The sequence below is a fragment of the Pseudoalteromonas sp. APC 3355 genome, from assembly GCF_030407615.1.
In the GTDB taxonomy this organism is placed as follows: domain Bacteria; phylum Pseudomonadota; class Gammaproteobacteria; order Enterobacterales; family Alteromonadaceae; genus Pseudoalteromonas; species Pseudoalteromonas distincta.
On record NZ_JASDDB010000001.1, the window covers coordinates 149,223 to 170,970 of the forward strand.

Genomic DNA, 21,748 nt, shown 5'->3' on the forward strand with positions numbered 1-21,748 from the left:
ATAATTTATTTATAACGATAAAAAAAGCGAAGAGCCTCTAAGGCATCTTCGCTTTTTTGTTTAAAGTAGAAGCAGAATAAAACCACCTCTACCGTAAGGTAATATTAATGGTTAATCGACGCCTATAAACCCGCCTGTTTGGTGTGTCCATAGTGCTGCGTATATTCCACCCTTAGCAATTAATTGTTCATGAGTGCCTTGCTCAACTACGCCGCCGTCATCAAGTACAATTAATCTATCCATTTGTGCAATGGTTGAGAGCCTGTGCGCTATGGCAATAACTGTTTTACCTGTCATTAAATCATCAAGACTTGCCTGAATTGCGGCTTCTACTTCTGAGTCGAGTGCACTGGTGGCTTCGTCGAGTATAAGTATGGGGGCATTTTTAAGTAGTACACGTGCAATAGCAATACGTTGGCGTTGACCGCCTGAAAGCGTAACACCGCGTTCGCCCACTTGTGCATCAAAGCCTTTATTACCTTTGCTGTCGACCAAGTCGTTTATAAACTCAAGCGCCTTAGCTTGCTTGGTCGCGTTGATCATCTCATCGTGGGTTGCATCAGGACGACCGTACAAAATATTGTCTTTTACTGAGCGATGAAGCAAGGAGGTATCTTGCGTTACCATGGCTATATATCTGCGTAGGCTTTCTTGGCTTACGTCTGTGATGTTTTGCCCATCAATTTTTATTGTTCCAGAGTCGGTATCATAAAAACGCAGTAATAAGTTAACAAGTGTTGATTTACCCGCGCCAGAGCGACCAACTAAACCAATTTTCTCGCCAGGTTTAATATTTAAGTTTAAACCGTTCATTACAGGACTGCGATTAGTCTCGTTTGCAGCTTTTCCGTAATTAAAGTGTACGTTGTTAAACTCAATGGCACCTTGGCTTACGTTAAGCGTATTAGCGTTTGGTTTATCGGCAACTTCGATAGGGTTTGACAGTGTTTTCATACCATCGGCTACGGTGCCAATGTTTTCAAATAAGCTGCTTATTTCCCACATGATCCACTGCGCCATACCGTTTAATCTGAGCGCTAAGCTAACAGCAACTGCAATGGCGCCGGCGCTAATTGCACTAAGTGACCATAAATAAAGTGATACAGCGGCAACCGAAAATACTAATAGGTAATTTAAGCTTTGAATAACAAAGTTTAAGCTGGTTACTAAGCGCATTTGCTTGTACACAGGCTGTAAAAATACATCCATGCTTTGTTTTGCGTATTGCTCTTCACGCTGGGTATACGAAAACAATTTAATAGTTGAAATGTTAGTGTAACTATCAACAATACGGCCGGTCATTTCTGAGCGCGCATCGGCTTGTGAGCTGGCAATTTTTTTAAGGCGCGGTACAAAGTAAAGTTGCACGCAAATGTATAAAACCAACCAAACTAATAAAGGGATCATTAAGCGCCAATCAGCTTCGGCAACTAAAAATACCATTGAGCCAAAATAAACCACTATGTACATTAATACATCGAGTAGTTTGGTCACTGTTTCGCGAACGGCTAAAGAGGTTTGTAGCACTTTAGTGGCTATTCTTCCTGCAAATTCATTTTGATAAAAGCTAACACTTTGGCGCAGTAAATAACGATGCGCTAACCAGCGAATCGACATAGGGTAATTGCCAAGCAATGCTTGGTGCAAAATAGCAGAATGGAAAAAGACAACAATGGGCAATACTAATAACAGCATGACAGCCATTTTAATAAGCTCTGACTTTTGCTCTACAAACAAGGTTTCGGGCGTGTAGGCCGTTAACCAATCAACAAGTTGGCCCATGTAGCTAAATAAAGAAACCTCTAAAATAGCGAGCATGGCGGCACTGATTGACATAAGCAGCAACGACAGTTCCATTCCTTTGGTGTAGTGGCGACAAAAAGCAAATAAAGTAGAAGGCGGCTGAGTGGGTTGGTCCTCAGGAAATGCTTTTGTCATTTTTTCAAATAATCGATACATTTTAAAAACTTAAATGGCAAATAATGACGAGTATCATACCATTTAAGTATTTTTAAATGCAGGTTTGTAGGGCACTAATTATGAGTATTATTCTTATTTATTGCGTTGGGTTACTTAGGTTTATTCCTTCGCTCATGTATAAATCGTCATATCTGAGACCACCATTTCCGTAAGGCTTTTTAATTGGGCCTGTATTACAGTTTGCTAAAAAGTATATAAGAGGTTGTTCGCGCTTCATTCTAAATTGTGCATTTTTATATACCAGCGTTTGACTGTTAAACTCACCACCTTTTACGTAAACATCATATTGCTGACCTTGCTCTGAGGCTGCTGCGTTATTAACAACGTACCATACGTCGTACCAAGTATTTGTCTGCAGAGGTTTAGCTGACTGTTTTGTAGTGTAGTTTTGAATGTTGCTATATCCGCTGTCGGTTTTAACCATTAAAGCGCCATCGTTTACAAACCCGTTTGATTCTGTTTTATCGGTTACGCGAAGTGTTGGCTCAAAGGCATCGTAAGCATGTTTATTTATTAGCGCTGGAGTAAGGTTACTCAATCCAAAAGCATGGTTATTAGGAAACGCAGCGACGTTTATACGTATATAAAATGTGTAGGTTTGACCAACTTCAACCGCTTGTGGAAGCTTTGTATAAGAAAGCGCTTTACGATTTCCTACAATGCCCTCAGCCGCAGGCTTTTTGAGTAAATAATGATTTGTTGATGAGTTTGCTTGTTCTGATTGTATAACCGTGATTTGTGGATTTTTAACCTGTGGCTTAGTTTCATTTTGGGTATCGACACTTTGCCACTTGCTAAGTGAATTTTCAAAGTCATCAATAAGTAGCCAATCGCTTGACGTGTTTTTAGAAATGGTTGAACACGACGCTAACGCGCTTAACAAACATAAAAGTGACATGTGTTTACAATGCATAATTGGCTCTCAGTAAGTTTAGGTTTTTTGGTTAACCAATTATTGTTTTGGCTATAACTTTAAAGTAAAGGTTATGTAACCAATTTAATGTTTTTATGTCAATCATTAAAAAAATAGGTATGGCGTGGGAATTGCGGAGATATAAAAATTATTATTCCATTCAGAAAATTAACCAGTAAACTTATCCATTAAAGCAACTCAGCAAATTTAAGCTGAGTTTAAAATAATTTAATAGTTAGGATGTTATATGTATACGGGTTCATGTTTGTGCGGTGAGGTAAGCGTTGAAGTGTCGGGCAGTATAACCAGCATTATTCATTGTCATTGTTCACTGTGCAGAAAAAACAGCGGGACTGCATTTGCAACCAATGGCTTTGTAAATACAGATGACTTTACAATAACAAAAGGTCAAGAACGACTCAGTGAATATAGTTTTAAAGCAGGGCGCACACGTTATTTTTGTAGATGTTGTGGCTCGCCTGTCTACAGTAGCAATAATGATGACAAAAGCAGAATACGAATTCGTTTAGGAATATTCGATACCGATATTACTGAGCAGGTATTATCGCATAATTTTGTTACGTCTAAAGCTAACTGGGAGCAGCTCGAAACAAGCTTACCATGCTATGAAAAACATGAACCTGGTCGGTAAAGCGTTTTATTCAATATGGTAAATGCTGTTAATACTTTTATAAAGGTCTGGCGCAAAGTTTATAAACACCGGTGAGTTTTGTATTTCATCAACGTTTATATGCATTAATGTTTGCTGGCTTAGTATGATCACTATATTTTTGTATTCGTTAAACTCTATTATCGCTAAGCACTTAAAATGTTGCCTTAAAAGTACTAAAAGCATTTGCAGCTCTTGGCCTGTTTGTGGGTTTAAATTAATGATTACTTGCGTATTTTGCTCACTGCAGCGATTTATATTTTGCCAAAAGCTATCGCTGGTTAAAAAAGGCTGATGATATTCACCACTAAAAATATCGATAGTGATTACGTTAAAGTGATCAGGGCATTGGGTAATATATTGTTCGGCGCATTGTAAATAGCTGCTGTGCTTAATTGGTAACTTAAAGTGCTGTGCAGCAATTAAGGCAATGTTTGGGTTTATTTCTACCGTGTAAAATGTATTGATGGTGTTTATGTAAGGCGTACTACTTTGTAAGTGATACATAATTCGCTCAAACCCAGCAGTGCCTAAACCTAGATTTAATATATTTAGTGTATCTACCGGTTTAAGTAAAAATAACATCATACATTGGTTTACCGGTACGATTACTTGCTCAGGGTGTATAAGGTTCATAACGCCTTGAATTGTTATATCTTCATTGGTTTTTTGTGCAAGCGTTAACCATCGGTATTCTTTATTTTGATACACGCATACGGGGCCGTACGCGCTTTGCTGCGACTCAATAAGGTTACTTTTAATTGTATCTTCTTTTAGTTGACGCATAACTTAAACTATTAATGTATACACAATGACAGTGTGCCACGAAAATCGCATTTTTTTATAGATTATTGTGTAACAAGGTTTGTAATTTAACCTCTAAATATAATATTGTATTAGCAATTAATTACTTAGACGTTATTCAAGGATTGGAAATGGGATTGATTTTAGGGCCTGCTGTTTTAGCGTGGTTTGCGGTATTTATCTATTCTTTACGATTAGGGTATGTGCTTATTTATAAAAATATGAGCGTGTTAACCACAGTGTCTACTTTTGCAATTAGTATTGTTGGTATGTTGGCTTTTATGACGTATGGATATAGGCAGTTTGTAAACAATACCTCAGTTTGGGCATTTGAGATCCCAAGTTACTTTTTATTTAGCAAAATAGCTTTTATAGGTGTATTGAGTGGTTTTTTACTTAACTACTATATTAAGCCTGAAAATAGTTCGGAGTTTTTGAGCTGTTTAGCATTTGTATTAATATTTATGTTTTCTGCTGGTGTGCTTGCAAGCTTAGGAGGACATGAGGCCTTTTTGAAAGAATTTGATATTAAAACCACTCATTAAAAGTATGCACAATAAATTTTGGCCCAGTACCTACTAAAGGTAGTGGGCTTTTTACTTTCCTAGTAACCTCTTGTAAATGCGCTTTAGCGTGCTCCTTTCTGCATCTACCTCAAATGTATTGCCATAAAATCTTAGTTAAGTAATGGTTACACTATAATAATTAGGAGCTAATAGATGCTTAAAACACCTTTAAAAATCACAACAACGTTACTTAAATTTACTGCAATTGCAGGCGCCTGCACACTTGCATTATCAGCACATGGGAAAACACAACTTCAATACACAGAACAGCAAAAATTACATGATATAGCAGCTCAAGTATCAGCCGAACGTATTGGTAGTGACATTCAAACGCTGGTGGATTTTGGTACTCGCCATACGCTTTCAGAAACTAAATCGGATACTCGAGGCATTGGTGCGGCTAGGCGCTGGATAAAGAATGAATTTGAAAAAATATCCGCGCAGTGTGGCGGTTGCTTGGAAATTATTGAGGTAAAGGACACTATATCGGGCGAAAAACGCATTCCTAATCCTGTTGAAGTGGTTAACATTGTGGCTATTCAACGAGGGTCAAGCGAGCCTAATCGCATGGTGATTATGTCGGGTGATATAGATTCTCGTGTAAGTGATGTTATGGACTTTACGAGTGATTCACCTGGGGCAAATGATAACGCATCAGGTGTTGCGGGAGTAATTGAAGCTGCTCGTGTTTTAAGTAAATACAAATTTAATGGTTCGGTAGTTTACGCGGCGCTTTCGGGCGAAGAGCAGGGTTTGTTTGGCGGAAAAATATTAACGGCTTATGCGCAAAAGCATGACTGGCAAGTTCATGGCGTTTTAAACAACGATATGATTGGCAATATTACCGGTATTAATGGGGTAACTGATAATACAACTGCGCGTATATTTTCAGAAGGTACCCGTGTTGTAGAAACAAAAGAGCAAGCTAATACTCGCCGCTTTACAGGTGGTGAAGTTGATTCGGCGAGTCGAAATTTAGCTCGTTACATAGATACTATTGCTGACAGATACATTCCTAATTTAGATACAATGCTTGTATATCGATTAGATAGATTTGGCCGTGGTGGGCATCATCGTCCATTTAATGATGCAGGTTTTGCTGCAGTGCGTATTATGGAAACTAACGAGCACTACGATCGTCAACATCAAGATTTACGCACTGAAAATGGCGTTGAGTATGGCGATACTATTGAAGGCGTTGATTTTGATTATACAGCTAAGTTAACTTCACTTAATGCGGTAACGATGGCATCTATGGCGTGGGCGCCCGCACCACCAAAAGAAGTTAAAATAAAGGGAGCTGTTACAGCTGATACGTCGTTTTCATGGCAACAAAGCAGTGATGAAAATATTGCTGGCTATAAAATTTATTGGCGTTACACGAGCGAGCCGCAATGGCAGTTTAGTAAATACGTTGGTAAGGTTTCACAGTACACACTTAAAAACGTAGTGATTGATAATTATTACTTTGGTGTAGCCTCTGTTAGTAAAGACGGTGTTGAGTCGCCAGTAGTATTTCCGGGTGATGTGGGTTCGTTTGATCACAATATAAAATAATAGTTTGGCTAAAAACACAGCAAACAGAGCGCTTTAAGGTGCAAATGATCGTTTTATACTTGCACCTTATTTACTAAGCCCTTAGAGTGTTAAAAAAGAAGTAAAAGGTTAATAAAAATGCAGCAACAAGAAAAAAAGCCGTTAACAGCAAAAGAACAAGTTATAACTGATGAGCAAAGAATGCAGTGGCAACGCGAATGTTTTCAAACAGCGCAAAAGCATTTAGCCGAAAAGGGTATTATGCCAAAATCAGTAGTTGATAAAGACAGCCGATTTTTAGCACCACTTTGTGCAATGTGGAAATTTAAAGCACAGAACGGTAAAACATATTGGGTAGTAACAGGGCGGTTACCTACAGATCATGCTGAGGTAAGTGCAGCTACAGATGCTCGTGATGCAATGCGTTACTTTTCTTTGCAGTGGCAATTAAAAGCGGATCAGATTATGAGTACAGGCGCGCGTGATAAAACACAGGTAGACTTTGCTAACTTACTTATAAATAGAGCACATGGCTTGTACGAAATGTATGATAATGAACCGTTGTGGGCAAATGAGACAAAGTAACGACAGTTTGGGTTAAGTAAAAAAGTAGAGGGTGATAGCTTATTTATTGCCCTTTTCTTTATCTAATGCACAAGTGTAAAGGGAGTAGTATTAAACGCCGAAACAGGGCATTGCATACGTTGCCTAGGAATTCCCGCCTCCATAAATACATTCCCTTGCTGAATAAAGCCATTTCGCTTAAAACGTTCTACCTCATTTAAAATACAATTAATGCTTACTTCTTTAATACCTTGGTTTGAGGCTAATTCAACAATAAAGTTGAGAAGCGATGTATATACTTTGCGATTACGGTGCTCAGGTAATACAGCTATTCTGCCGATTAAGCCATCTGTACATAATCTACCTGTTGCTATTGGGCAGTTTGCATCGTCTGTAACAAGTACATGTAATGCAATTTTATCTAGGCTATCAAATTCGATATGCTTGGGGATATGTAACTCGTAAACAAAAACTCGCTCTCGAATTTTTTGTAGCATATCTTTTTTTATATCCCATTCAACCTTATCAACCAGATAGCCCATTGCAAACTCCTATTGATACCAAATTAGAATGAGTAAGCAATCACAGCAAAATTATTTAAGCCAATATCAGATGAAAATTAAAAATTTTAACTGACCTGTATACATAATATCTTACGCTGTAAAATGCTCATCATTATTAATATAATTGGTATTATTACTCGTGGTCTATATTAAACCAGATCCCCTCATTAACAAGTGTAGTAAAAGTTTGAGTAAAAACTAAACTTGGCTTTGTTAAATTTAATGCTGAACTTTCAAAGTCAGTATGATCGGTAAGTAGTTTTACCGCCGCTAAGTCGGTTAACGGCATAGCGTAATTTTCGCCATTTACACTTAGTAAAATTTCTGTATCGAGTTGCTGATAAATAGCGCGTGTGCCACCTAAGCGTTCAAACACTGCTTCTTCATTACTTAAATCATCGCTTATTTGCTCTGACGTAAATGGAGGCTCTACTGGCGCTAAATCCATTTCATGTTTGGGCTGACTAAGCGTTGAGCCTAGCCATTGTTTAAATAAATCGTCATTTTCTAAAAGTGCCGCCATCAATGTTTTAACTTTATCAACTTCAAGGTTTGTAAGTTCACCCTTTGATTTTCTTAATGTGATGTTGTGATCGGTATAACGTTTTTGTCCGCTTTCGGTATCAATAATATGATCGGCAAAGCTCGACAATAAATCTTGTTGATTTGGTGCTCTAAAACCAACTGAATAATTTAGTGCGTTTTCTACAGCGTAACCTTCGTGAGGGCACCCTGGTGGAATATATAAAATATCGCCTGGTTCTAATATGCAATCGATTACGGCTTCAAATGCTTCTACTTGCAGTAATTTTTTGTTTTGAGCAAACTGCTTAAGTGTTGGATCGGGCAGGCCTACGCGCCAATGACGTTTACCTTCGCCTTGAATAATAAATACGTCATATTGGTCTAAATGTGGGCCAACACCACCATTAGGCGTTGAATAGCTGATCATTAAATCATCTATGCGCCAGTTTGGAATAAACCTAAATGGCTCTAGTAGTTGTGCAGCTTCGCTATGCCAGTGATCAACTGCTTGCACGAGCAATGTAGAATGATCGTCTGTTAACTGCTCAAAGTCTTCAAATGGACCTTGGTGCGTTTGCCAGTCATTTTTATGATTGGTGATAATACGTGACTCTATGCTTTCTTCCATTGCGAGACCGGCAAGTTCATTAGCATCAAGCGGGTCTTGAAAATCAGCAAAACCTTGTTTGATTAAAAGCGGTTTTTTTTGCCAAAAATGGCTTAAAAACTCTTGCTCAGACAAATTATTTATTTTTAATTGATACATACATTATGCCTACTAGTTAGTGCAATGGGGTTAAAACAAAAAAAGCGAAAGGATGATCCTTTCGCTTTTTAAAAGAGCAATTTAGTTTTTAAACTAAATCATCAATAAACTCAACAGCACGACCAATGTAATTAGCAGGTGTTAGTTTTTTCATTTCTACTTTAGCGTGCTCTGGAAGGTCAAGACCATCGATAAAGTCAGCCATTATTTCTTGATTTACACGTTTACCGCGTGTTAAATCTTTAAGTTTTTCGTATGGCTTTTCAATGCCATATTTACGCATAACTGTTTGAATTGGCTCGGCTAGCAATTCCCAGTTTTGATCAAGCTCGTCAGCTAAACGTTGCTCGTTTACTTCAAGCTTGCTCACACCTTTAAGTGTTGATTGGTATGCAATAATCGCATAACCCATACCTACACCTAAGTTACGTAATACCGTTGAATCGGTAAGATCACGCTGCCAGCGAGAAACTGGTAATTTTTGTGCAAGATGAGAAAAAATAGCGTTTGCTAAACCTAAGTTACCTTCTGAGTTTTCAAAATCAATTGGGTTAACTTTATGCGGCATTGTTGATGAGCCAATTTCGCCAGCAATAGTTTTTTGCTTAAAGTGATTAAGGGCAATGTAGCCCCACATGTCACGGTCAAAATCGAGCAATATAGTGTTAAAACGTGCAATTGCGTCAAACAACTCTGCAATATAGTCATGCGGTTCAATTTGTGTCGTAAATGGATTTAGTGTTAAACCTAAGCTTGATACAAATTTATCTGCGTGAGTATGCCAGTCGTAATCTGGGTATGCACTAAGGTGAGCGTTGTAGTTACCAACAGCACCGTTAACTTTACCTAGCATTTCTACTTGAGCAATTTGGTCTCGTTGACGCTTCAAACGCATGTATACGTTAGCAAACTCTTTACCCATCGTTGATGGTGTAGCTGGTTGCCCGTGCGTACGAGTCATCATTGGAATGGCTTTGTACTCAATCGCTTTTTCTTTAATTGCGCTTAAAAGCTCATCGCAATAAGGAAGCAAAACCTTGTTACGCGCTTCGCTTAGCATTAAACCATGAGATAGATTATTAATATCTTCTGAAGTACAAGCAAAGTGAATAAATTCGTTAATTGCGTGAAGCTCACTGTTATCGGCGACTTTTTCTTTTAGTAGGTATTCAACCGCTTTAACATCGTGATTTGTCGTGCGTTCAATGTCTTTAACGCGCTGTGCATCAGCTTCACTGAAGTTATCTACAATAGCGTTAAGTAGTGCATTAGCTTCTTCGCTAAATGCAGGTACTTCTTTTATATCGCTTGCTGCAGCTAACGCTTGCAACCAACGCACTTCAACAATTACGCGGTATTTGATTAAGCCAAATTCGCTGAAAATACTGCGCAGTTCAGTGGTTTTGCTGCCGTAGCGACCATCCACTGGAGAGATAGCCGTTAACGCTGAAAGCTCCATAATAACTCCTAAATTTTAGTTTGAACGATAGTTAAATTTTTGTTTTAGCAATGGCGAGTATTTTTCTTTTTGCAAAGAAAAAGTGACGGCGTTTACCGCCCATTTGTCGCCATAATACTGCACTTCTAACACCGGCTAGTAATAACGCACGGATTTTATTTTGAGTGAGCTGCTGTTTTAATAACTCGGGTTTACCATAAACCTGTATTCGGTGCCCAAGGGGGCTCAGCACCGACGAGTATATATCTGCTAAACCGGCAACAACGCTCTCGTCGGTAATAGCAAAATGATCTAAACGACGATGAATATCATCAATTCGTTTGCCTAATTCGTTTAAGCTTTTGTCGTTTGCACTTAGTGCACGTTCAAGCTGCATTAAACCACCTACGTACTTTACTATTTCAACATCTTTTTGAGCGCCTGCGGTTAGCTGCGCCATTAATGTTTTATAGCCATCACGTAAGTTGTCAGTACCTTGGTAAACATCTTCTGGCGAAGCCGGTGATGTTTGAATAATGCTTGAAAGTAATACTTCTAAGTCGTGCTCATTATTACTGCCGTACTGGGCAATTTTTTGAACTTGTTTAGCAACCTGGCACATGGCAGCAAGCGCCATGACTTGGTATTCATTCATTACTTAATCACCGAGTCAATAATACCACCACCTAAACACACATCTTCTGCATAAAATACAGCAGATTGACCTGGCGTAACTGCTTTTTGTGGTTCATCAAATAATACACGAGCCATGCCGTCTTCACCTACAAGTAGGGTACAGCTTAAGTCTTCTTGGCGGTAACGTGTTTTAACTGTGCAGCGAGTGGTACCTTTAGGGCCAACGCGGTCTACCCAATGTAATTGGTTTGCATTAAGACCATTACTGTATAGGCGAGGGTGATCTTTGCCTTGGCCAACAACAAGTACGTTACGTTCTAAATCTTTATCAACTACGTACCATGGTTCGCCAGAACCTTCCTTCATACCACCAATTAACAAGCCTTTGCGTTGTCCAAGTGTGTGGTACATTAAGCCTTCGTGCTCGCCTACATTGTTACCGTCAGTGTCTTCGATAACGCCAGGTTGCGCTGGTAAGAACTTTTGTAAGAAGTCTTTAAATTTACGCTCACCGATAAAGCAAATTCCGGTGCTGTCTTTTTTATCGTGAGTGATTAGGTCTTGTTCTTCTGCTATGCGGCGCACTTCTGGTTTTTCGATATCGCCTACAGGGAATAACGTTTGGCCAATATGTTCATGGCTTAGGGTATATAAGAAGTAGCTTTGATCTTTATTGTTATCAAGTCCGCGACACATTACGTATTTGTCATCGCGAAGTTCACGGCGAACGTAGTGTCCGGTTGCAATAAAGTCAGCACCGAGTGCTTGAGCCGCAAATTCTAAAAAGGCTTTAAATTTAATTTCTTTATTACACATTATATCTGGGTTTGGAGTACGACCCGCTTTGTACTCTGCTAAAAAGTATTCAAATACATTATCCCAGTATTCAGCAGCAAAGTTTACTGTGTGAAGCTCAATGCCTAATTTGTCGCACACGGCTTGTGCATCTTTTAAGTCATCAGCGGCGGCACAGTATTCATCATTGTCGTCTTCTTCCCAGTTCTTCATAAACAGGCCTTCTACTTGGTAGCCCTGTTGTTGTAATAAATATGCAGATACAGAAGAATCAACACCGCCGGACATGCCAACAATGACTTTAATGTGACTATTTTCGCTCATGAATAATTTCGCTTATACAGATTGCTGTTAACTTGGAAAGGCCGCGATTATAGCATGTATTTTGTTTGTGCTTAAAGAGCGTAGGGCGGCAAAGGACATAATTTGTCACTATTTTATTTGTATAACAAATAGCAAACTAGACTTAGACGTATTATCAGGCTGTAACTTTAGTAATATTAAAGTGATCTTTACTAATAAATTAAGACTATAGAATAATTCATGTAGTTATTGAGTTTTATTAATAGTATTTTCTTTCAAAACTACTAGGGTAAATATACACTTAATAAAAATAAAATAGTGGTGAGTATATGAATGTAAACCACTTTAAAGCCGCTTGAAATATAGTCAATGGAATGAATATATGAATTATGCCTATCAAATAAACAAGATAAATTCTTTAGTTGAGCATTACACACGAAAACCTGATTTTGTGGATAGCGAATTACTTTCTAGCAAAACGACAGGGTTTAAAAAATCAGCCTATCATCTTTTTTATGAGTTAATAAAACTCAAAAACCCTCATATTTACCAAGAGCCAAACCATGTACATGAGTTATTTAGCTTAATAAAAGGTTCAACAGTTAAAAAGAACGTTGAGTTAAAGGTGCTTGAGCATGTAGAGCACTGGTGGCTTGAATGGTATTTCGCTTTAGAAATGGACGAAAAGCTTAGTATAGAAAAAAGTGATATGCCAATGAGTTACTTACCTCAAAGTACACTCAACCCTATGCGCAAACATGAGATAAGTCACTACGCTAGGTTATTTACCGTTTTGCCAATGCCTGTATGTAATGTGTGTGCCAAAACGGGTGATATTTTGAAAGTTAATCAACGTTTTGTAGATGTTTTTGGTTATACAGTAGAAGATGTGCCAAATCTTAAATCATGGTGGGAAAAAGCGTATCCAGATCCCCAATACAGAGCACTTGCAAAAGAGCTGTGGCAAGACTCACTTGAAAAGGCACTAAATAACAATAACGACATACCCGCAAATAACTATCGAGTGTCTTGTCGTGATGGCTCGCAAGTGATGATGGAAATTTCAGGGATTGATATAGGTGAAGAGTTTTTAGCTGTTTTTAATGATGCAACAGAGCGTTTAGAAGCAGAAGATATACTCAGGGATATGGCCTTTTTGGATGCATTAACCAAAATTGCGAATAGGCGTCGGTTTGATGAAAAGCTAACGCATGAGTTTGAACGAGCAAAAGAATGCGAAGGCATGCTATCGATGATTATTATTGATATTGACCATTTTAAGCAATTTAATGACCGGTATGGGCATGTAGCGGGCGATACGTGCTTATATGACGTGGCTCAAAAAATTGCTTCAACGGTTAGTCGCCCAGAAGATTTTGTGGCTCGCTATGGTGGAGAAGAATTTGTTGTTTTACTTCCACAAACGGATAGGCAAGGAGCGTTGTTTATAGCTGAGCAAATACAAAAAGCTGTAGAAAGCTTAGCTATTGCTCACCAGGATAGCTTTACCGGATTTTTATCTATAAGTATGGGTATTAATACCATCAGCAACTATACAAATAGTAATGAAGTCAGCTTTGTTAAAGCCGCTGATAACGCCCTGTATTATGCTAAAAAACAAGGGCGTAATTGTATAGCGCTAAGCTCTGAGTAAATCAATTATAAATAGTTTCTAAGCTTAACGCTGGTCGATTCAGGCTGTCGTTAATACACTTGAGCACTAAAGGGCTCCTAAGCGGTAATGATTTTATTTGCTCTAATGTATGCCAGTTAGCGCTGATAATGTCAGAATCTATTGGTGTTGGTGCTTTTATATTATTAGGTGCTTCAAATAAAAAGCAGAATCGCAAATAGTGCACTGCGTTATCGGCATGCAAATTATAAACACCTAAAAACCCAATAGGCGCAAGCGCTAAGCCTGTTTCTTCTAGTAGCTCTCTGCTTGCAGCTTGTGCAAGTGTCTCATTTTGCTCTAAATGACCCGCAGGTTGATTGTAACAAATTTGCTTTGTAAATTTATCGCGCTCTTTTACAAGTAAAAACTCATTTTGCTTTTTTACTATTGCTGCAACCGTGACATGCGGTTTATGCATCAACTACGCCCTTAATTACTTTGTATTCACCACAATTAATATCATCCAACGTATAGTTGCCAATGCTATAGCGGATGAGGCGAAGTGTAGGGTGTCCAATATGCGCGGTCATACGACGAACTTGTCTGTTTCTACCTTCATTAATAGTAATACTTAGCCAAGTGGTAGGGATTGCTTTTCGCTCGCGTACAGGGGGATTACGCGCCCAAATTGTTGGCTCATCAATTATTTTAACGTTAGCGGGGAGTGTAAGCCCGTCTTTAAGTTCTACGCCATTACATAAATCATTAATTGATTCACTCGTTGGTTCACCCTCAACTTGTGTCCAGTAGGTTTTATTCGTTTTTTTATCAGGAGCAGTTAAGGTGTTTTGTAGTTTCCCACAGTTTGTTAAAAGCAATAAACCTTCACTGTCTCTGTCTAACCTTCCTGCTGCGTAAACTTCTTTAATAGGTATAAACTCTGCAAGCGTTTTTCTGTCTGCGTCATCCGTAAATTGACATAGCACATCAAACGGCTTGTTGAATAACACAATTTTTCTGTCTTTAGATGCTATTTGCGGCTTTATTTCTCTTTTACCAGATGGCGTTTTGTTAAGTGCACTGCGTGAATAAGTACGCCCAGTACTTCTTTTTGGCTTGGCTTGTGTTGCTTGATTATTGCCTGATTTAGCTCTCATTATATGCACCTAGCTGGTTTTGGTAATCCGGCAATTTTTGTTGCTTGCTTGGCTGGGCCTTTAGGAAATAATTTATATAAATAAAGGCTATTTCCTTTATCTTCACCGAGTGCTTTAGCCATTGCTTTTACAAGCATTCTAATTGCTGGACTGGTGTTATATTCAATGTAAAAATCACGAACAAAGTTAATAACTTCCCAGTGCTGCTCACTAAGAGTGATGTTTTCTTGAGTAGCAATTATAGGCGCCAGCTCCTTTGACCATAAAGTATGGTCGAGCAAGTAGCCTTGTTTGTCGGTTTCAATCTGTTGGTTGTTAAATTCAAGCATGAGTTACCACGTAATTGATTGATTAGTTGATAAAGTGAGTGCCACAAAGTCTTCATAGCTAATTGCTTTATCGTTATCTGCTAATTTTATTGCACGTACTTGCGCGTCTTGTTCAAGTATTAACAGTGTATCTGCAAATTGTCTAAATTGTTTTTTTGCAAAGCAGGCATCACCAACAAGTAGTACCTTATCGCCTGATAAAATTAAATTCTCAAGCTGATTTGCCGAATAATAGTTAAGCGGCTTTGAAAAAATATGTAACGTACTCATAGGTTCACCACATGTTGCTGCGCTTTGATTAGTGTTTGTTGTTGACTAAAGTTAAGAGCTTTTGCTTCTATGAGTAAATCATGTTTATTTAAACCATAATCAAGCAATGATTTTTCACACACGAAAATGTTTTCAACATCATATATTTCGAGTGTTTTAATATTTTTAAAAAAGTCTTTTAAGCCAATATTGTTTGGTTGTTGATGCTTTTTTAAAGCTAAAACGGCGGGGCCGCTAAACAACCAACTTACATTTTGATCAACAGCAGCAAATATCAATGTCATATCTAGTGCATCACGAATATTTAAATCGTCAAATGGGCTGCACTGACTCATTACTAATACGTTTATCATTTAAATTGCACCCATTTATCTGCGTCGCTTGCAAGCATTGCAAATTCAGCTAACCCTGCGACTTTAAATACACCTGTGTTTTTAATATCTAACCCGCGCTTTTGCGCGGCGGTAACACACAGCATTAAATTTAAATTTTGATCAGCGAGTTGCTGCCAAAGTGCTGAAATTTGAAGCTCGTCTGAGGATAAATCAAAGTGGGTAGATGCATGATAAATACCTTGCTGGTATAAAAAAATAGCATCAATGGTGTGCCCTTGGGCTAAACATGCATTCGCAAATTTAACTATGCGTTGCGTGGTATCGTGATCGGATGGTGGTGTATGTAATGAAAGAACAAATCGTGCCAAAACAATTCCAATAAAAAAGCCCCAATAAAGGGGCTATTTTAACAGAACTATTTAATTAGTCATCACTTGCGCCAAGTAGAGCAAGTAAAGAAGTAAATAAGTTATATACGCTTAGGTATAAAGACACTGTTGCGCGAATGTAGTTAGTTTCACCACCGTTTATGATTCGGCTTGTATCAAATAAAATCAAACCAGACATAATCAGTACAACTGCTGCATTAAGCACCATAAACATCAATGAACTGCCAATAAAAATATTAACGATGCTTGCTACAATCACAACGATTAAGCCAACAGTTAAAAAGCCACCCATGAATGAGAAGTCTTTTTTAGTATTTAGTGCATAAGCAGATAAACCAAAAAAGATAAGCGCTGTAGAACCTAAGGCTTGCATAATAAGCATTGGGCCATTAGGTAATGCAGCATAATGGTTAAGCAATGGACCTAAGCCTGCCCCCATTAAACCTGTGAAAGCAAACACCCAAAATACACCAGATGCTGTATCTGCTTTTTTATTTACAACAAATAATAAACCGAACGAAACGAGTGTAAACACAATTCCCATAAAGTAAGGTAATTGTAGTGCCATTGAAATACCGGCTGTAACTGCACTAAATGCAAGTGTCATAGCTAGTAAAAAGTAGGTGTTTTTAAGTACCTTGTTTGTTTCAATGGTAGACATTACCGGTTTCGCGGTATTGTACGATTGATTAAACGCCATTGTAGAGCTCCTTTAAGTGAAACATGTGTGTTTCGATAATTTAACTAAAATTAGATTACCAACTCTTATATGTTTGGGCAAACCTTTGTAGATCAATAGAGTTAAATATTTAAATAAAAGTATATTGACGGCTAAATTAAAAACATTTTGTTTTAACTTTAAACAAATTAATTGTTTTTTAGGCACTTAAACAATTAATTTAAAAAAAAGCTTCACAAAAGGGATGGGTTTCCCTATTATGCAGGCCGTGCGGAGAGATGGCAGAGTGGTCGAATGCACCGGTCTTGAAAACCGGCATGGGTTTATAGCCCATCTAGGGTTCAAATCCCTATCTCTCCACCATATAACAGAATAGCCCGCTAATTTAGCGGGCTTTTTTGTGTTTGGAACAAAATCAGTGCACTTATAACAATCCGCAATAATACTTAATCATTTTGCGGGGCTAAACGTGTCGCTCCCTGCGTTAAAAAATTCTCATTTTGAACAACTAAATAGCGAATTTATTGCCTAGCTATCAATACGTTTTTCCGCCCTCAAAATAGATCACTTCATTAAGCAAATTGGTATTACATCTCTTATCTCTTATTAGTAAAATCTTAAAAGCAGATAGAATTGCTCACACATCATCTTCTGATGTTAAAAAACGTTGATGTTCTCTTCCTATTTTTGTTTTTAATAAAACTACCATCACAAAAAACTTTAAATGAGTTGGAATGCACGTATTAATGTGTGTTATTTTTAAATATTAGTGTATTAAAGGTATGCAAAATAGGATGTTGTGGCTCAAAGATGATCTAGATTCGAGAAAGTTAGTTTTATATCGTGCCGTCATGTTTTCGTTTATAACGCTTTTTGTACTTTTTGTATTTCAACCTTTTGGCACTTCAATCGATACCGAGTCTTACAAGTTTCTGCGACTTTTTGGCTATGGGTTAGTAACCTTTTGTGCTTTGCTATTGTCAGGTTTCATAGAAATAGTGTTACTTAAGTTTAAGCTAAGTAAATTAAACCGTTTAATTATTATTCCTATCACATATATTTTAATTACTGCGATATTCAATCATGGGTATTTTGTGGTTGCTGTACTTGGATCTTGGCATTGGCAGAATCAATTACTTTTTGTAGGGTATATTTTTTGTATTGGTGTATTTCCTCTTATTTTTTTACTTGTGGTAAATAGGCATGTAATAGATTTAACTAAGCCAAGTAAAGTTAGCGTTGATCAAGAGCAGTTGAGAGAAGTTGAATTAAAGACAATTACTCTCAAAGGTGATAACAAAAACGACGAAATTAACACGGCTCATCACCATATTTTATTTATTAAATCTTCAGACAACTATTGTGAAATAACAATACAGGAAGGAGCTTCAACTTCACGTAAACTATTACGTGTATCTCTTAGCGGTTTATTAAAGCAGCTTCCAGAAAATACAATCATATTACGATGCCACCGTTCTTATGCGGTCAACCTGCAAAACATTCAGCACTACAGTGGTAATGCTGGAGGGTTACAATTATCGCTACATACAATTGATATTAAAATTCCGGTGTCTCGTTCTTATGTAAAAGTAATAAAAGATGCTTTGTCATTAATCCCAAAAACATGTTAATCCCCCCTAAAACATGGGCTTTATACCTAGTCTTGTAATTGAGACCTAATAGGTCGCTTTGTATTTTTACTATTGCCAAGATTAAGTTGAAATTTACAACTTAACGAGAAAAGTAGATATGAAATACGCTATCAAGGCACTTGTAATAATTTCTATATTTGTATTTTGCCACTATGTAATGAGGCAGTTTTGGGGAGAAGGTTGGTCTAGCTGGTTGTCTGAACTTGATAATCTAACTGGCATTTTATTTACCCCCGCTAAATATACTTTTTTATATGGACCGTTAGTTATTGCGGCTATTATTTTGTTTAAACAAAGTGAGCCTTTTGAATCTATAGGGCTCAATTCCTCTGGTTTTATTAACTATGCACTTGCAGCAATTATTTGTTGTACTCCTATGGCAATAGGTTATGGATTTTTGAGTGATGAACTTAACCTATCAATACCAGCAATAATAACTGGCTCAGTTTATGCGGGTTTTTTTGAAGAGCTAATTTTTAGGGCTGCATTGTTTGGTGTTTTATTTAAATATTGTAGATGGGGCTTTGTGCCAGCGGCATTAATTAGTTCAGTAATATTTGGCTTGGGCCATATTTATCAAGGCAATGATACGATTTCTGCATTGATGGCGGTTGCAATCACTACTGTAGCAGGTACATGGTTTGCGTGGCTATATTGTGAATGTGGTTATCGTATTTGGTTTCCTATGTGGATGCATATTTTTATGAATGCATCTTACGGAATATTTGGTATGTCGGGCGGCGCAGTAGGTGATCTACAAGGTAACTTATTTAAAGCAACAGCCATTGTGTTAAGTATTGTGTATGTTGAGATGCTAATTCGACGAGGAAAGCAGCGCGAAGTTACATTATCAAAATTATTTCGATGCACTAAAAATGGCCTTTACACGCAACAAGCTAACTTAAATTGATTGGGAAACGACCATGCTAGAATTATTTATTGTAATAATTATATTTAGCTCACCCTTTTTGATTCTTATTATTACTAAACGTTATTTCTCCTATAAAACTACAATAATGGCAGCACACGCAAAATTTAAAGGGCTAAATAATAATAACAAGATAACAAAATTAGAGGAACAAACAGCGATGTTGAGCAAAAGGGTGGCAGTGCTTGAGGAAATAGTAACATCTCGCCATTTTGAGTTATCAAATAAAATAGCTAAGTTATAAGCATTTTGATAAGTGTTACCCAAACTTATGAGCCTATTAATAAAGTAATAGGCTCATACTGCAATAAGGTTTATTTTTAATCATAAATTACGACCATAGTCTCTGTTTCTAACCTTTAGATCTTGGTGCATGCTTTATACATAGAATTTAGATTTGTGTATTAAGGATTTTAAATGAAACATCAGCTAGCAAAAAGCGTAGGGCTTTCGTTATTATCGCCTGTTATTGTAGGCAGTTTACTTGGTGTTTATTACTCACTTACGCTTGAAGGCGAGTTTGTATCAATATTTCTTACCTTATTAATGACTGCTATATCAAATGCACACATAGTAGGTTTAACAATGGCTGCTTTTGTTGTGCCTGGGTATTTACTCATGTTTAAGTATTCTAAAGTTAATTATTCAGGGGTCTTAACTCTTGGATTGTTAGGCGGAGCGATATTTAGTTACTTATTAAGTGCCACAACTGGCGAGATATTTTTGATCAATAGTGTAATGTCAGCATTCGCTGCTGGACTGTTTTTGTTTGGTCTTCGTAAAACGGCAAAAAAATAATCGCAGCATTATTAACCAAGCGCACTGATAAACGGTGTGATTTCCTTTTTTTTACCTCCAAAAGGTTCCAATTTTTCACGACAAAGAGTACCTTTAGCTACTGTATGTTTAATAAGAAGTAGTTTGGTATGCAAAAGCACGATTTTTACCAGTCATTAGTTAAGCAAACTGAATCGCTGATAGCTGGTGAATCCAATGTAATTGCCAATATGGCAAACATAAGCGCGCTGTTATTTACCTCTTTAGAGGATGTGAATTGGGCGGGCTTTTACTTTATGGATTCTCCTACTGAATTAGTACTTGGTCCGTTTCAAGGTAACCCTGCATGCATTCGTATTCCAGTAGGAAAGGGTGTATGCGGAACTGCTGCGGCAACCGAAGAAACACAATTAATTGAAGATGTTCACGCTTTTGACGGCCACATAGCCTGTGATGCAGCGTCTAATTCTGAAGTAGTTGTACCTATCATGAAACATGGTAAAGTATTTGCTGTACTAGACATTGATAGTCCGAGTATTGGTCGATTTGATGCTGACGATAAAGCCGGTCTAGAAGCATTAGTAAAATGCTTAGAGGCGAGCTTGTAATGAAAGATTTGCTAAATGTTCAAGACTACCTATTTGCTGTACAAGATGTTGGCGATTGGGAAGGCGAAGAAGAACATGTAGCGGAAACGCTCAATGATTTGATTCATATTGCATGGGATCGTCTTCCAGATGATTCAGAATGTGAATTTATTGATGAAACAATTAATGGTATTTGGGAACACCTTCGAGGTGATATGGCTGTTATAGAAGCCGATTTCGAAGAGTTGGTCGACTGGGTAACACACTACGTCGATTCGTCCCTTGATGAAAAGATGTGAAAAATAGGTTCTAAAATGGAAACCACAAACAAGCTAAAAGATATTAATGAAGTGTTGGAATTTTTATATCAAGAATTCCCACAATGTTTTAAACAAAAAGATGGCATCAAGCCGCTTAAAGTAGGTATTTTTAAAGATATTGCTGAGCGTATTGAAGGGTCTGAAAAAGTAAGTAAGACTCAAGTTCGTCAAGCGCTTAGAAAATACACGTCTAACTGGCGTTATTTAGAAGCTGTGACCAAGTCAGAGTTTCGTATTGATCTTGATGGTAATCAAGGTGAAAAAGTTGAGCAAGAGCATATCGACCATGCGCAAAAAGCATTGGAAGAAAGCCGCGCTAAAATGGCTAAACGCAAAAAACAACAGCGTCCTCGCCAAGATTCTGATTCTAAATCTTTCAAGAAAAAACCAGCTCATGCTAGCAAACCAGGCGATAAAAACGCTCCTGCAGCTAACAAACCTGCTAAAGCAGCGCCGGCTAAGCGTTCAGGAAAAATTGAACCTTTGCCAGCAACTGAGGTCAAGGTTAATAATAAGGTTAAGGTTAAACTTGGCCAAGCACTTGTAAATGCAGTAATAACTGAAGTGAACAAAGATGATGTTCATGTTGAGTTAGTAACAGGTATGCAAGTTAAAACCAAAGCTGACAGCTTATACATTGTTTAAGTTGTA

The 21,748-nt window shown here is 37.7% G+C and carries 27 protein-coding genes and 1 tRNA gene; 13 read left to right on the plus strand and 15 right to left on the minus strand.

Annotated elements, in window-relative coordinates:
* Window positions 1-111 precede the first annotated feature (111 nt).
* Window positions 112-1,959, minus strand: coding sequence for an ABC transporter ATP-binding protein (locus tag QMA08_RS00610; RefSeq protein WP_290173339.1), 1,848 nt, complete (start codon window positions 1,957-1,959; stop codon window positions 112-114).
* A gap of 97 nt (window positions 1,960-2,056) precedes the next feature.
* Window positions 2,057-2,893, minus strand: coding sequence for a hypothetical protein (locus QMA08_RS00615; protein ID WP_290173340.1), 837 nt, complete (start codon window positions 2,891-2,893; stop codon window positions 2,057-2,059).
* A 247-nt stretch (window positions 2,894-3,140) separates the two neighbouring features.
* Here QMA08_RS00615 and QMA08_RS00620 point away from each other — a divergent pair, with 247 nt between their 5' ends.
* Entirely contained in the window at window positions 3,141-3,545 is a 405-nt protein-coding gene (locus tag QMA08_RS00620; RefSeq protein ID WP_290173341.1) for a GFA family protein, read from the plus strand.
* Window positions 3,546-3,551: 6 nt separating this feature from the next.
* On the opposite strand, the gene QMA08_RS00625 is transcribed toward QMA08_RS00620, so the two are convergent.
* Window positions 3,552-4,349 (minus strand): hypothetical protein, encoded by a 798-nt coding sequence (locus QMA08_RS00625; RefSeq protein WP_290173342.1) that lies wholly within the window; start codon window positions 4,347-4,349, stop codon window positions 3,552-3,554.
* Window positions 4,350-4,498: 149 nt separating this feature from the next.
* On the opposite strand from QMA08_RS00625, the gene QMA08_RS00630 reads away from it, so the two are divergent.
* The 3 genes from QMA08_RS00630 to QMA08_RS00640 all read left to right on the plus strand — a co-directional run bounded on the left by QMA08_RS00630 (window position 4,499) and on the right by QMA08_RS00640 (window position 7,054).
* Window positions 4,499-4,912, plus strand: a complete 414-nt coding sequence (locus QMA08_RS00630; protein ID WP_002962719.1) for a hypothetical protein — start codon at window positions 4,499-4,501, stop codon at window positions 4,910-4,912.
* Window positions 4,913-5,086: 174 nt separating this feature from the next.
* A complete protein-coding gene (locus QMA08_RS00635) occupies window positions 5,087-6,490 on the plus strand; it encodes a M28 family metallopeptidase (protein WP_002962717.1) in 1,404 nt (467 codons plus the stop codon).
* A gap of 117 nt (window positions 6,491-6,607) precedes the next feature.
* Window positions 6,608-7,054 carry a DUF4826 family protein gene (locus QMA08_RS00640; protein WP_002962716.1) on the plus strand — a complete coding sequence of 149 codons (447 nt, stop codon included), beginning with the start codon at window positions 6,608-6,610 and terminating at the stop codon, window positions 7,052-7,054.
* A 62-nt stretch (window positions 7,055-7,116) separates the two neighbouring features.
* Here the strand turns inward: QMA08_RS00640 and QMA08_RS00645 are convergent, their stop codons facing one another.
* The 5 genes from QMA08_RS00645 to mnmA form a co-directional block, all read right to left on the minus strand.
* Window positions 7,117-7,575 (minus strand): GNAT family N-acetyltransferase, encoded by a 459-nt coding sequence (locus tag QMA08_RS00645; protein WP_002962713.1) that lies wholly within the window; start codon window positions 7,573-7,575, stop codon window positions 7,117-7,119.
* A gap of 154 nt (window positions 7,576-7,729) precedes the next feature.
* On the minus strand, window positions 7,730-8,887 hold the full coding sequence (locus QMA08_RS00650) for a cupin domain-containing protein (RefSeq protein ID WP_290173343.1): 1,158 nt from the start codon (window positions 8,885-8,887) through the stop codon (window positions 7,730-7,732).
* An 88-nt stretch (window positions 8,888-8,975) separates the two neighbouring features.
* Window positions 8,976-10,346, minus strand: a complete 1,371-nt coding sequence (gene purB / locus QMA08_RS00655; RefSeq protein WP_290173344.1) for an adenylosuccinate lyase — start codon at window positions 10,344-10,346, stop codon at window positions 8,976-8,978.
* A 31-nt stretch (window positions 10,347-10,377) separates the two neighbouring features.
* Window positions 10,378-10,980 (minus strand): high frequency lysogenization protein HflD, encoded by a 603-nt coding sequence (gene hflD, locus QMA08_RS00660; protein WP_290173345.1) that lies wholly within the window; start codon window positions 10,978-10,980, stop codon window positions 10,378-10,380.
* Window positions 10,980-12,080: a tRNA 2-thiouridine(34) synthase MnmA gene (gene mnmA / locus QMA08_RS00665; RefSeq protein ID WP_002962705.1), complete on the minus strand. Its 1,101-nt coding sequence runs from the start codon at window positions 12,078-12,080 to the stop codon at window positions 10,980-10,982. The genes hflD and mnmA overlap by 1 nt, the downstream gene beginning before the upstream one ends.
* A gap of 361 nt (window positions 12,081-12,441) precedes the next feature.
* Between mnmA and QMA08_RS00670 the strand changes: the two genes are divergently transcribed.
* Window positions 12,442-13,713, plus strand: a complete 1,272-nt coding sequence (locus QMA08_RS00670; protein WP_290173346.1) for a sensor domain-containing diguanylate cyclase — start codon at window positions 12,442-12,444, stop codon at window positions 13,711-13,713.
* 1 nt (window position 13,714) lies between these two features.
* On the opposite strand, the gene QMA08_RS00675 is transcribed toward QMA08_RS00670, so the two are convergent.
* From QMA08_RS00675 to QMA08_RS00705, 7 genes are read right to left on the minus strand one after another with little or no spacing between them, the layout of a single operon-like run.
* Window positions 13,715-14,152, minus strand: a complete 438-nt coding sequence (locus tag QMA08_RS00675; protein ID WP_033028398.1) for an NUDIX domain-containing protein — start codon at window positions 14,150-14,152, stop codon at window positions 13,715-13,717.
* On the minus strand, window positions 14,145-14,831 hold the full coding sequence (locus QMA08_RS00680) for a pseudouridine synthase (protein WP_290173347.1): 687 nt from the start codon (window positions 14,829-14,831) through the stop codon (window positions 14,145-14,147). The genes QMA08_RS00675 and QMA08_RS00680 overlap by 8 nt, the downstream gene beginning before the upstream one ends.
* Window positions 14,831-15,160, minus strand: a complete 330-nt coding sequence (locus tag QMA08_RS00685) for a TusE/DsrC/DsvC family sulfur relay protein (RefSeq protein WP_002962700.1) — start codon at window positions 15,158-15,160, stop codon at window positions 14,831-14,833. The genes QMA08_RS00680 and QMA08_RS00685 overlap by 1 nt, the downstream gene beginning before the upstream one ends.
* A 3-nt stretch (window positions 15,161-15,163) precedes the next feature.
* Entirely contained in the window at window positions 15,164-15,430 is a 267-nt protein-coding gene (locus tag QMA08_RS00690) for a DsrH/TusB family sulfur metabolism protein (protein WP_008133664.1), read from the minus strand.
* A complete protein-coding gene (gene tusC, locus QMA08_RS00695; protein WP_002962696.1) occupies window positions 15,427-15,783 on the minus strand; it encodes a sulfurtransferase complex subunit TusC in 357 nt (118 codons plus the stop codon). The genes QMA08_RS00690 and tusC overlap by 4 nt, the downstream gene beginning before the upstream one ends.
* On the minus strand, window positions 15,780-16,133 hold the full coding sequence (gene tusD, locus QMA08_RS00700; RefSeq protein ID WP_024607063.1) for a sulfurtransferase complex subunit TusD: 354 nt from the start codon (window positions 16,131-16,133) through the stop codon (window positions 15,780-15,782). The genes tusC and tusD overlap by 4 nt, the downstream gene beginning before the upstream one ends.
* A gap of 55 nt (window positions 16,134-16,188) precedes the next feature.
* A complete protein-coding gene (locus tag QMA08_RS00705; RefSeq protein ID WP_008133668.1) occupies window positions 16,189-16,854 on the minus strand; it encodes a Bax inhibitor-1/YccA family protein in 666 nt (221 codons plus the stop codon).
* Window positions 16,855-17,105: 251 nt separating this feature from the next.
* Between QMA08_RS00705 and QMA08_RS00710 the strand changes: the two genes are divergently transcribed.
* From QMA08_RS00710 to proQ, 8 genes are all read left to right on the plus strand, one after another.
* Window positions 17,106-17,196: transfer RNA gene (locus QMA08_RS00710), tRNA-Ser, on the plus strand.
* 488 nt (window positions 17,197-17,684) lie between these two features.
* Window positions 17,685-18,464, plus strand: a complete 780-nt coding sequence (locus QMA08_RS00715; RefSeq protein WP_290173348.1) for a LytTR family DNA-binding domain-containing protein — start codon at window positions 17,685-17,687, stop codon at window positions 18,462-18,464.
* A gap of 118 nt (window positions 18,465-18,582) precedes the next feature.
* Window positions 18,583-19,395, plus strand: a complete 813-nt coding sequence (locus tag QMA08_RS00720; protein ID WP_272450570.1) for a CPBP family intramembrane glutamic endopeptidase — start codon at window positions 18,583-18,585, stop codon at window positions 19,393-19,395.
* A gap of 13 nt (window positions 19,396-19,408) precedes the next feature.
* Entirely contained in the window at window positions 19,409-19,657 is a 249-nt protein-coding gene (locus QMA08_RS00725) for a hypothetical protein (RefSeq protein WP_138489135.1), read from the plus strand.
* A gap of 173 nt (window positions 19,658-19,830) precedes the next feature.
* Window positions 19,831-20,211: a hypothetical protein gene (locus QMA08_RS00730; protein WP_002961912.1), complete on the plus strand. Its 381-nt coding sequence runs from the start codon at window positions 19,831-19,833 to the stop codon at window positions 20,209-20,211.
* Between the two features lie 128 nt (window positions 20,212-20,339).
* Window positions 20,340-20,798 (plus strand): GAF domain-containing protein, encoded by a 459-nt coding sequence (locus QMA08_RS00735; RefSeq protein ID WP_138489133.1) that lies wholly within the window; start codon window positions 20,340-20,342, stop codon window positions 20,796-20,798.
* Window positions 20,798-21,076: a hypothetical protein gene (locus tag QMA08_RS00740; protein ID WP_002961910.1), complete on the plus strand. Its 279-nt coding sequence runs from the start codon at window positions 20,798-20,800 to the stop codon at window positions 21,074-21,076. Before QMA08_RS00735 ends, QMA08_RS00740 begins: the two co-directional genes overlap by 1 nt.
* A gap of 15 nt (window positions 21,077-21,091) precedes the next feature.
* Complete coding sequence (gene proQ, locus QMA08_RS00745) at window positions 21,092-21,742, plus strand: RNA chaperone ProQ (protein WP_002961909.1); 651 nt, start codon at window positions 21,092-21,094, stop codon at window positions 21,740-21,742.
* The last annotated feature ends 6 nt before the right edge of the window (window positions 21,743-21,748 follow it).

Coding starts and splice junctions, on each gene's coding strand:
- QMA08_RS00610 (WP_290173339.1), bottom strand. CDS start 1,959: ATGTATCGATTATTTGAAAAAATGACAAAAGCATTTCCTGAGGACCAA.
- QMA08_RS00615 (WP_290173340.1), bottom strand. CDS start 2,893: ATGCATTGTAAACACATGTCACTTTTATGTTTGTTAAGCGCGTTAGCG.
- QMA08_RS00620 (WP_290173341.1), top strand. CDS start 3,141: ATGTATACGGGTTCATGTTTGTGCGGTGAGGTAAGCGTTGAAGTGTCG.
- QMA08_RS00625 (WP_290173342.1), bottom strand. CDS start 4,349: ATGCGTCAACTAAAAGAAGATACAATTAAAAGTAACCTTATTGAGTCG.
- QMA08_RS00630 (WP_002962719.1), top strand. CDS start 4,499: ATGGGATTGATTTTAGGGCCTGCTGTTTTAGCGTGGTTTGCGGTATTT.
- QMA08_RS00635 (WP_002962717.1), top strand. CDS start 5,087: ATGCTTAAAACACCTTTAAAAATCACAACAACGTTACTTAAATTTACT.
- QMA08_RS00640 (WP_002962716.1), top strand. CDS start 6,608: ATGCAGCAACAAGAAAAAAAGCCGTTAACAGCAAAAGAACAAGTTATA.
- QMA08_RS00645 (WP_002962713.1), bottom strand. CDS start 7,575: ATGGGCTATCTGGTTGATAAGGTTGAATGGGATATAAAAAAAGATATG.
- QMA08_RS00650 (WP_290173343.1), bottom strand. CDS start 8,887: ATGTATCAATTAAAAATAAATAATTTGTCTGAGCAAGAGTTTTTAAGC.
- purB (WP_290173344.1), bottom strand. CDS start 10,346: ATGGAGCTTTCAGCGTTAACGGCTATCTCTCCAGTGGATGGTCGCTAC.
- hflD (WP_290173345.1), bottom strand. CDS start 10,980: ATGAATGAATACCAAGTCATGGCGCTTGCTGCCATGTGCCAGGTTGCT.
- mnmA (WP_002962705.1), bottom strand. CDS start 12,080: ATGAGCGAAAATAGTCACATTAAAGTCATTGTTGGCATGTCCGGCGGT.
- QMA08_RS00670 (WP_290173346.1), top strand. CDS start 12,442: ATGAATTATGCCTATCAAATAAACAAGATAAATTCTTTAGTTGAGCAT.
- QMA08_RS00675 (WP_033028398.1), bottom strand. CDS start 14,152: ATGCATAAACCGCATGTCACGGTTGCAGCAATAGTAAAAAAGCAAAAT.
- QMA08_RS00680 (WP_290173347.1), bottom strand. CDS start 14,831: ATGAGAGCTAAATCAGGCAATAATCAAGCAACACAAGCCAAGCCAAAA.
- QMA08_RS00685 (WP_002962700.1), bottom strand. CDS start 15,160: ATGCTTGAATTTAACAACCAACAGATTGAAACCGACAAACAAGGCTAC.
- QMA08_RS00690 (WP_008133664.1), bottom strand. CDS start 15,430: ATGAGTACGTTACATATTTTTTCAAAGCCGCTTAACTATTATTCGGCA.
- tusC (WP_002962696.1), bottom strand. CDS start 15,783: ATGATAAACGTATTAGTAATGAGTCAGTGCAGCCCATTTGACGATTTA.
- QMA08_RS00705 (WP_008133668.1), bottom strand. CDS start 16,854: ATGGCGTTTAATCAATCGTACAATACCGCGAAACCGGTAATGTCTACC.
- QMA08_RS00715 (WP_290173348.1), top strand. CDS start 17,685: ATGTTTTCGTTTATAACGCTTTTTGTACTTTTTGTATTTCAACCTTTT.
- QMA08_RS00720 (WP_272450570.1), top strand. CDS start 18,583: ATGAAATACGCTATCAAGGCACTTGTAATAATTTCTATATTTGTATTT.
- QMA08_RS00725 (WP_138489135.1), top strand. CDS start 19,409: ATGCTAGAATTATTTATTGTAATAATTATATTTAGCTCACCCTTTTTG.
- QMA08_RS00730 (WP_002961912.1), top strand. CDS start 19,831: ATGAAACATCAGCTAGCAAAAAGCGTAGGGCTTTCGTTATTATCGCCT.
- QMA08_RS00735 (WP_138489133.1), top strand. CDS start 20,340: ATGCAAAAGCACGATTTTTACCAGTCATTAGTTAAGCAAACTGAATCG.
- QMA08_RS00740 (WP_002961910.1), top strand. CDS start 20,798: ATGAAAGATTTGCTAAATGTTCAAGACTACCTATTTGCTGTACAAGAT.
- proQ (WP_002961909.1), top strand. CDS start 21,092: ATGGAAACCACAAACAAGCTAAAAGATATTAATGAAGTGTTGGAATTT.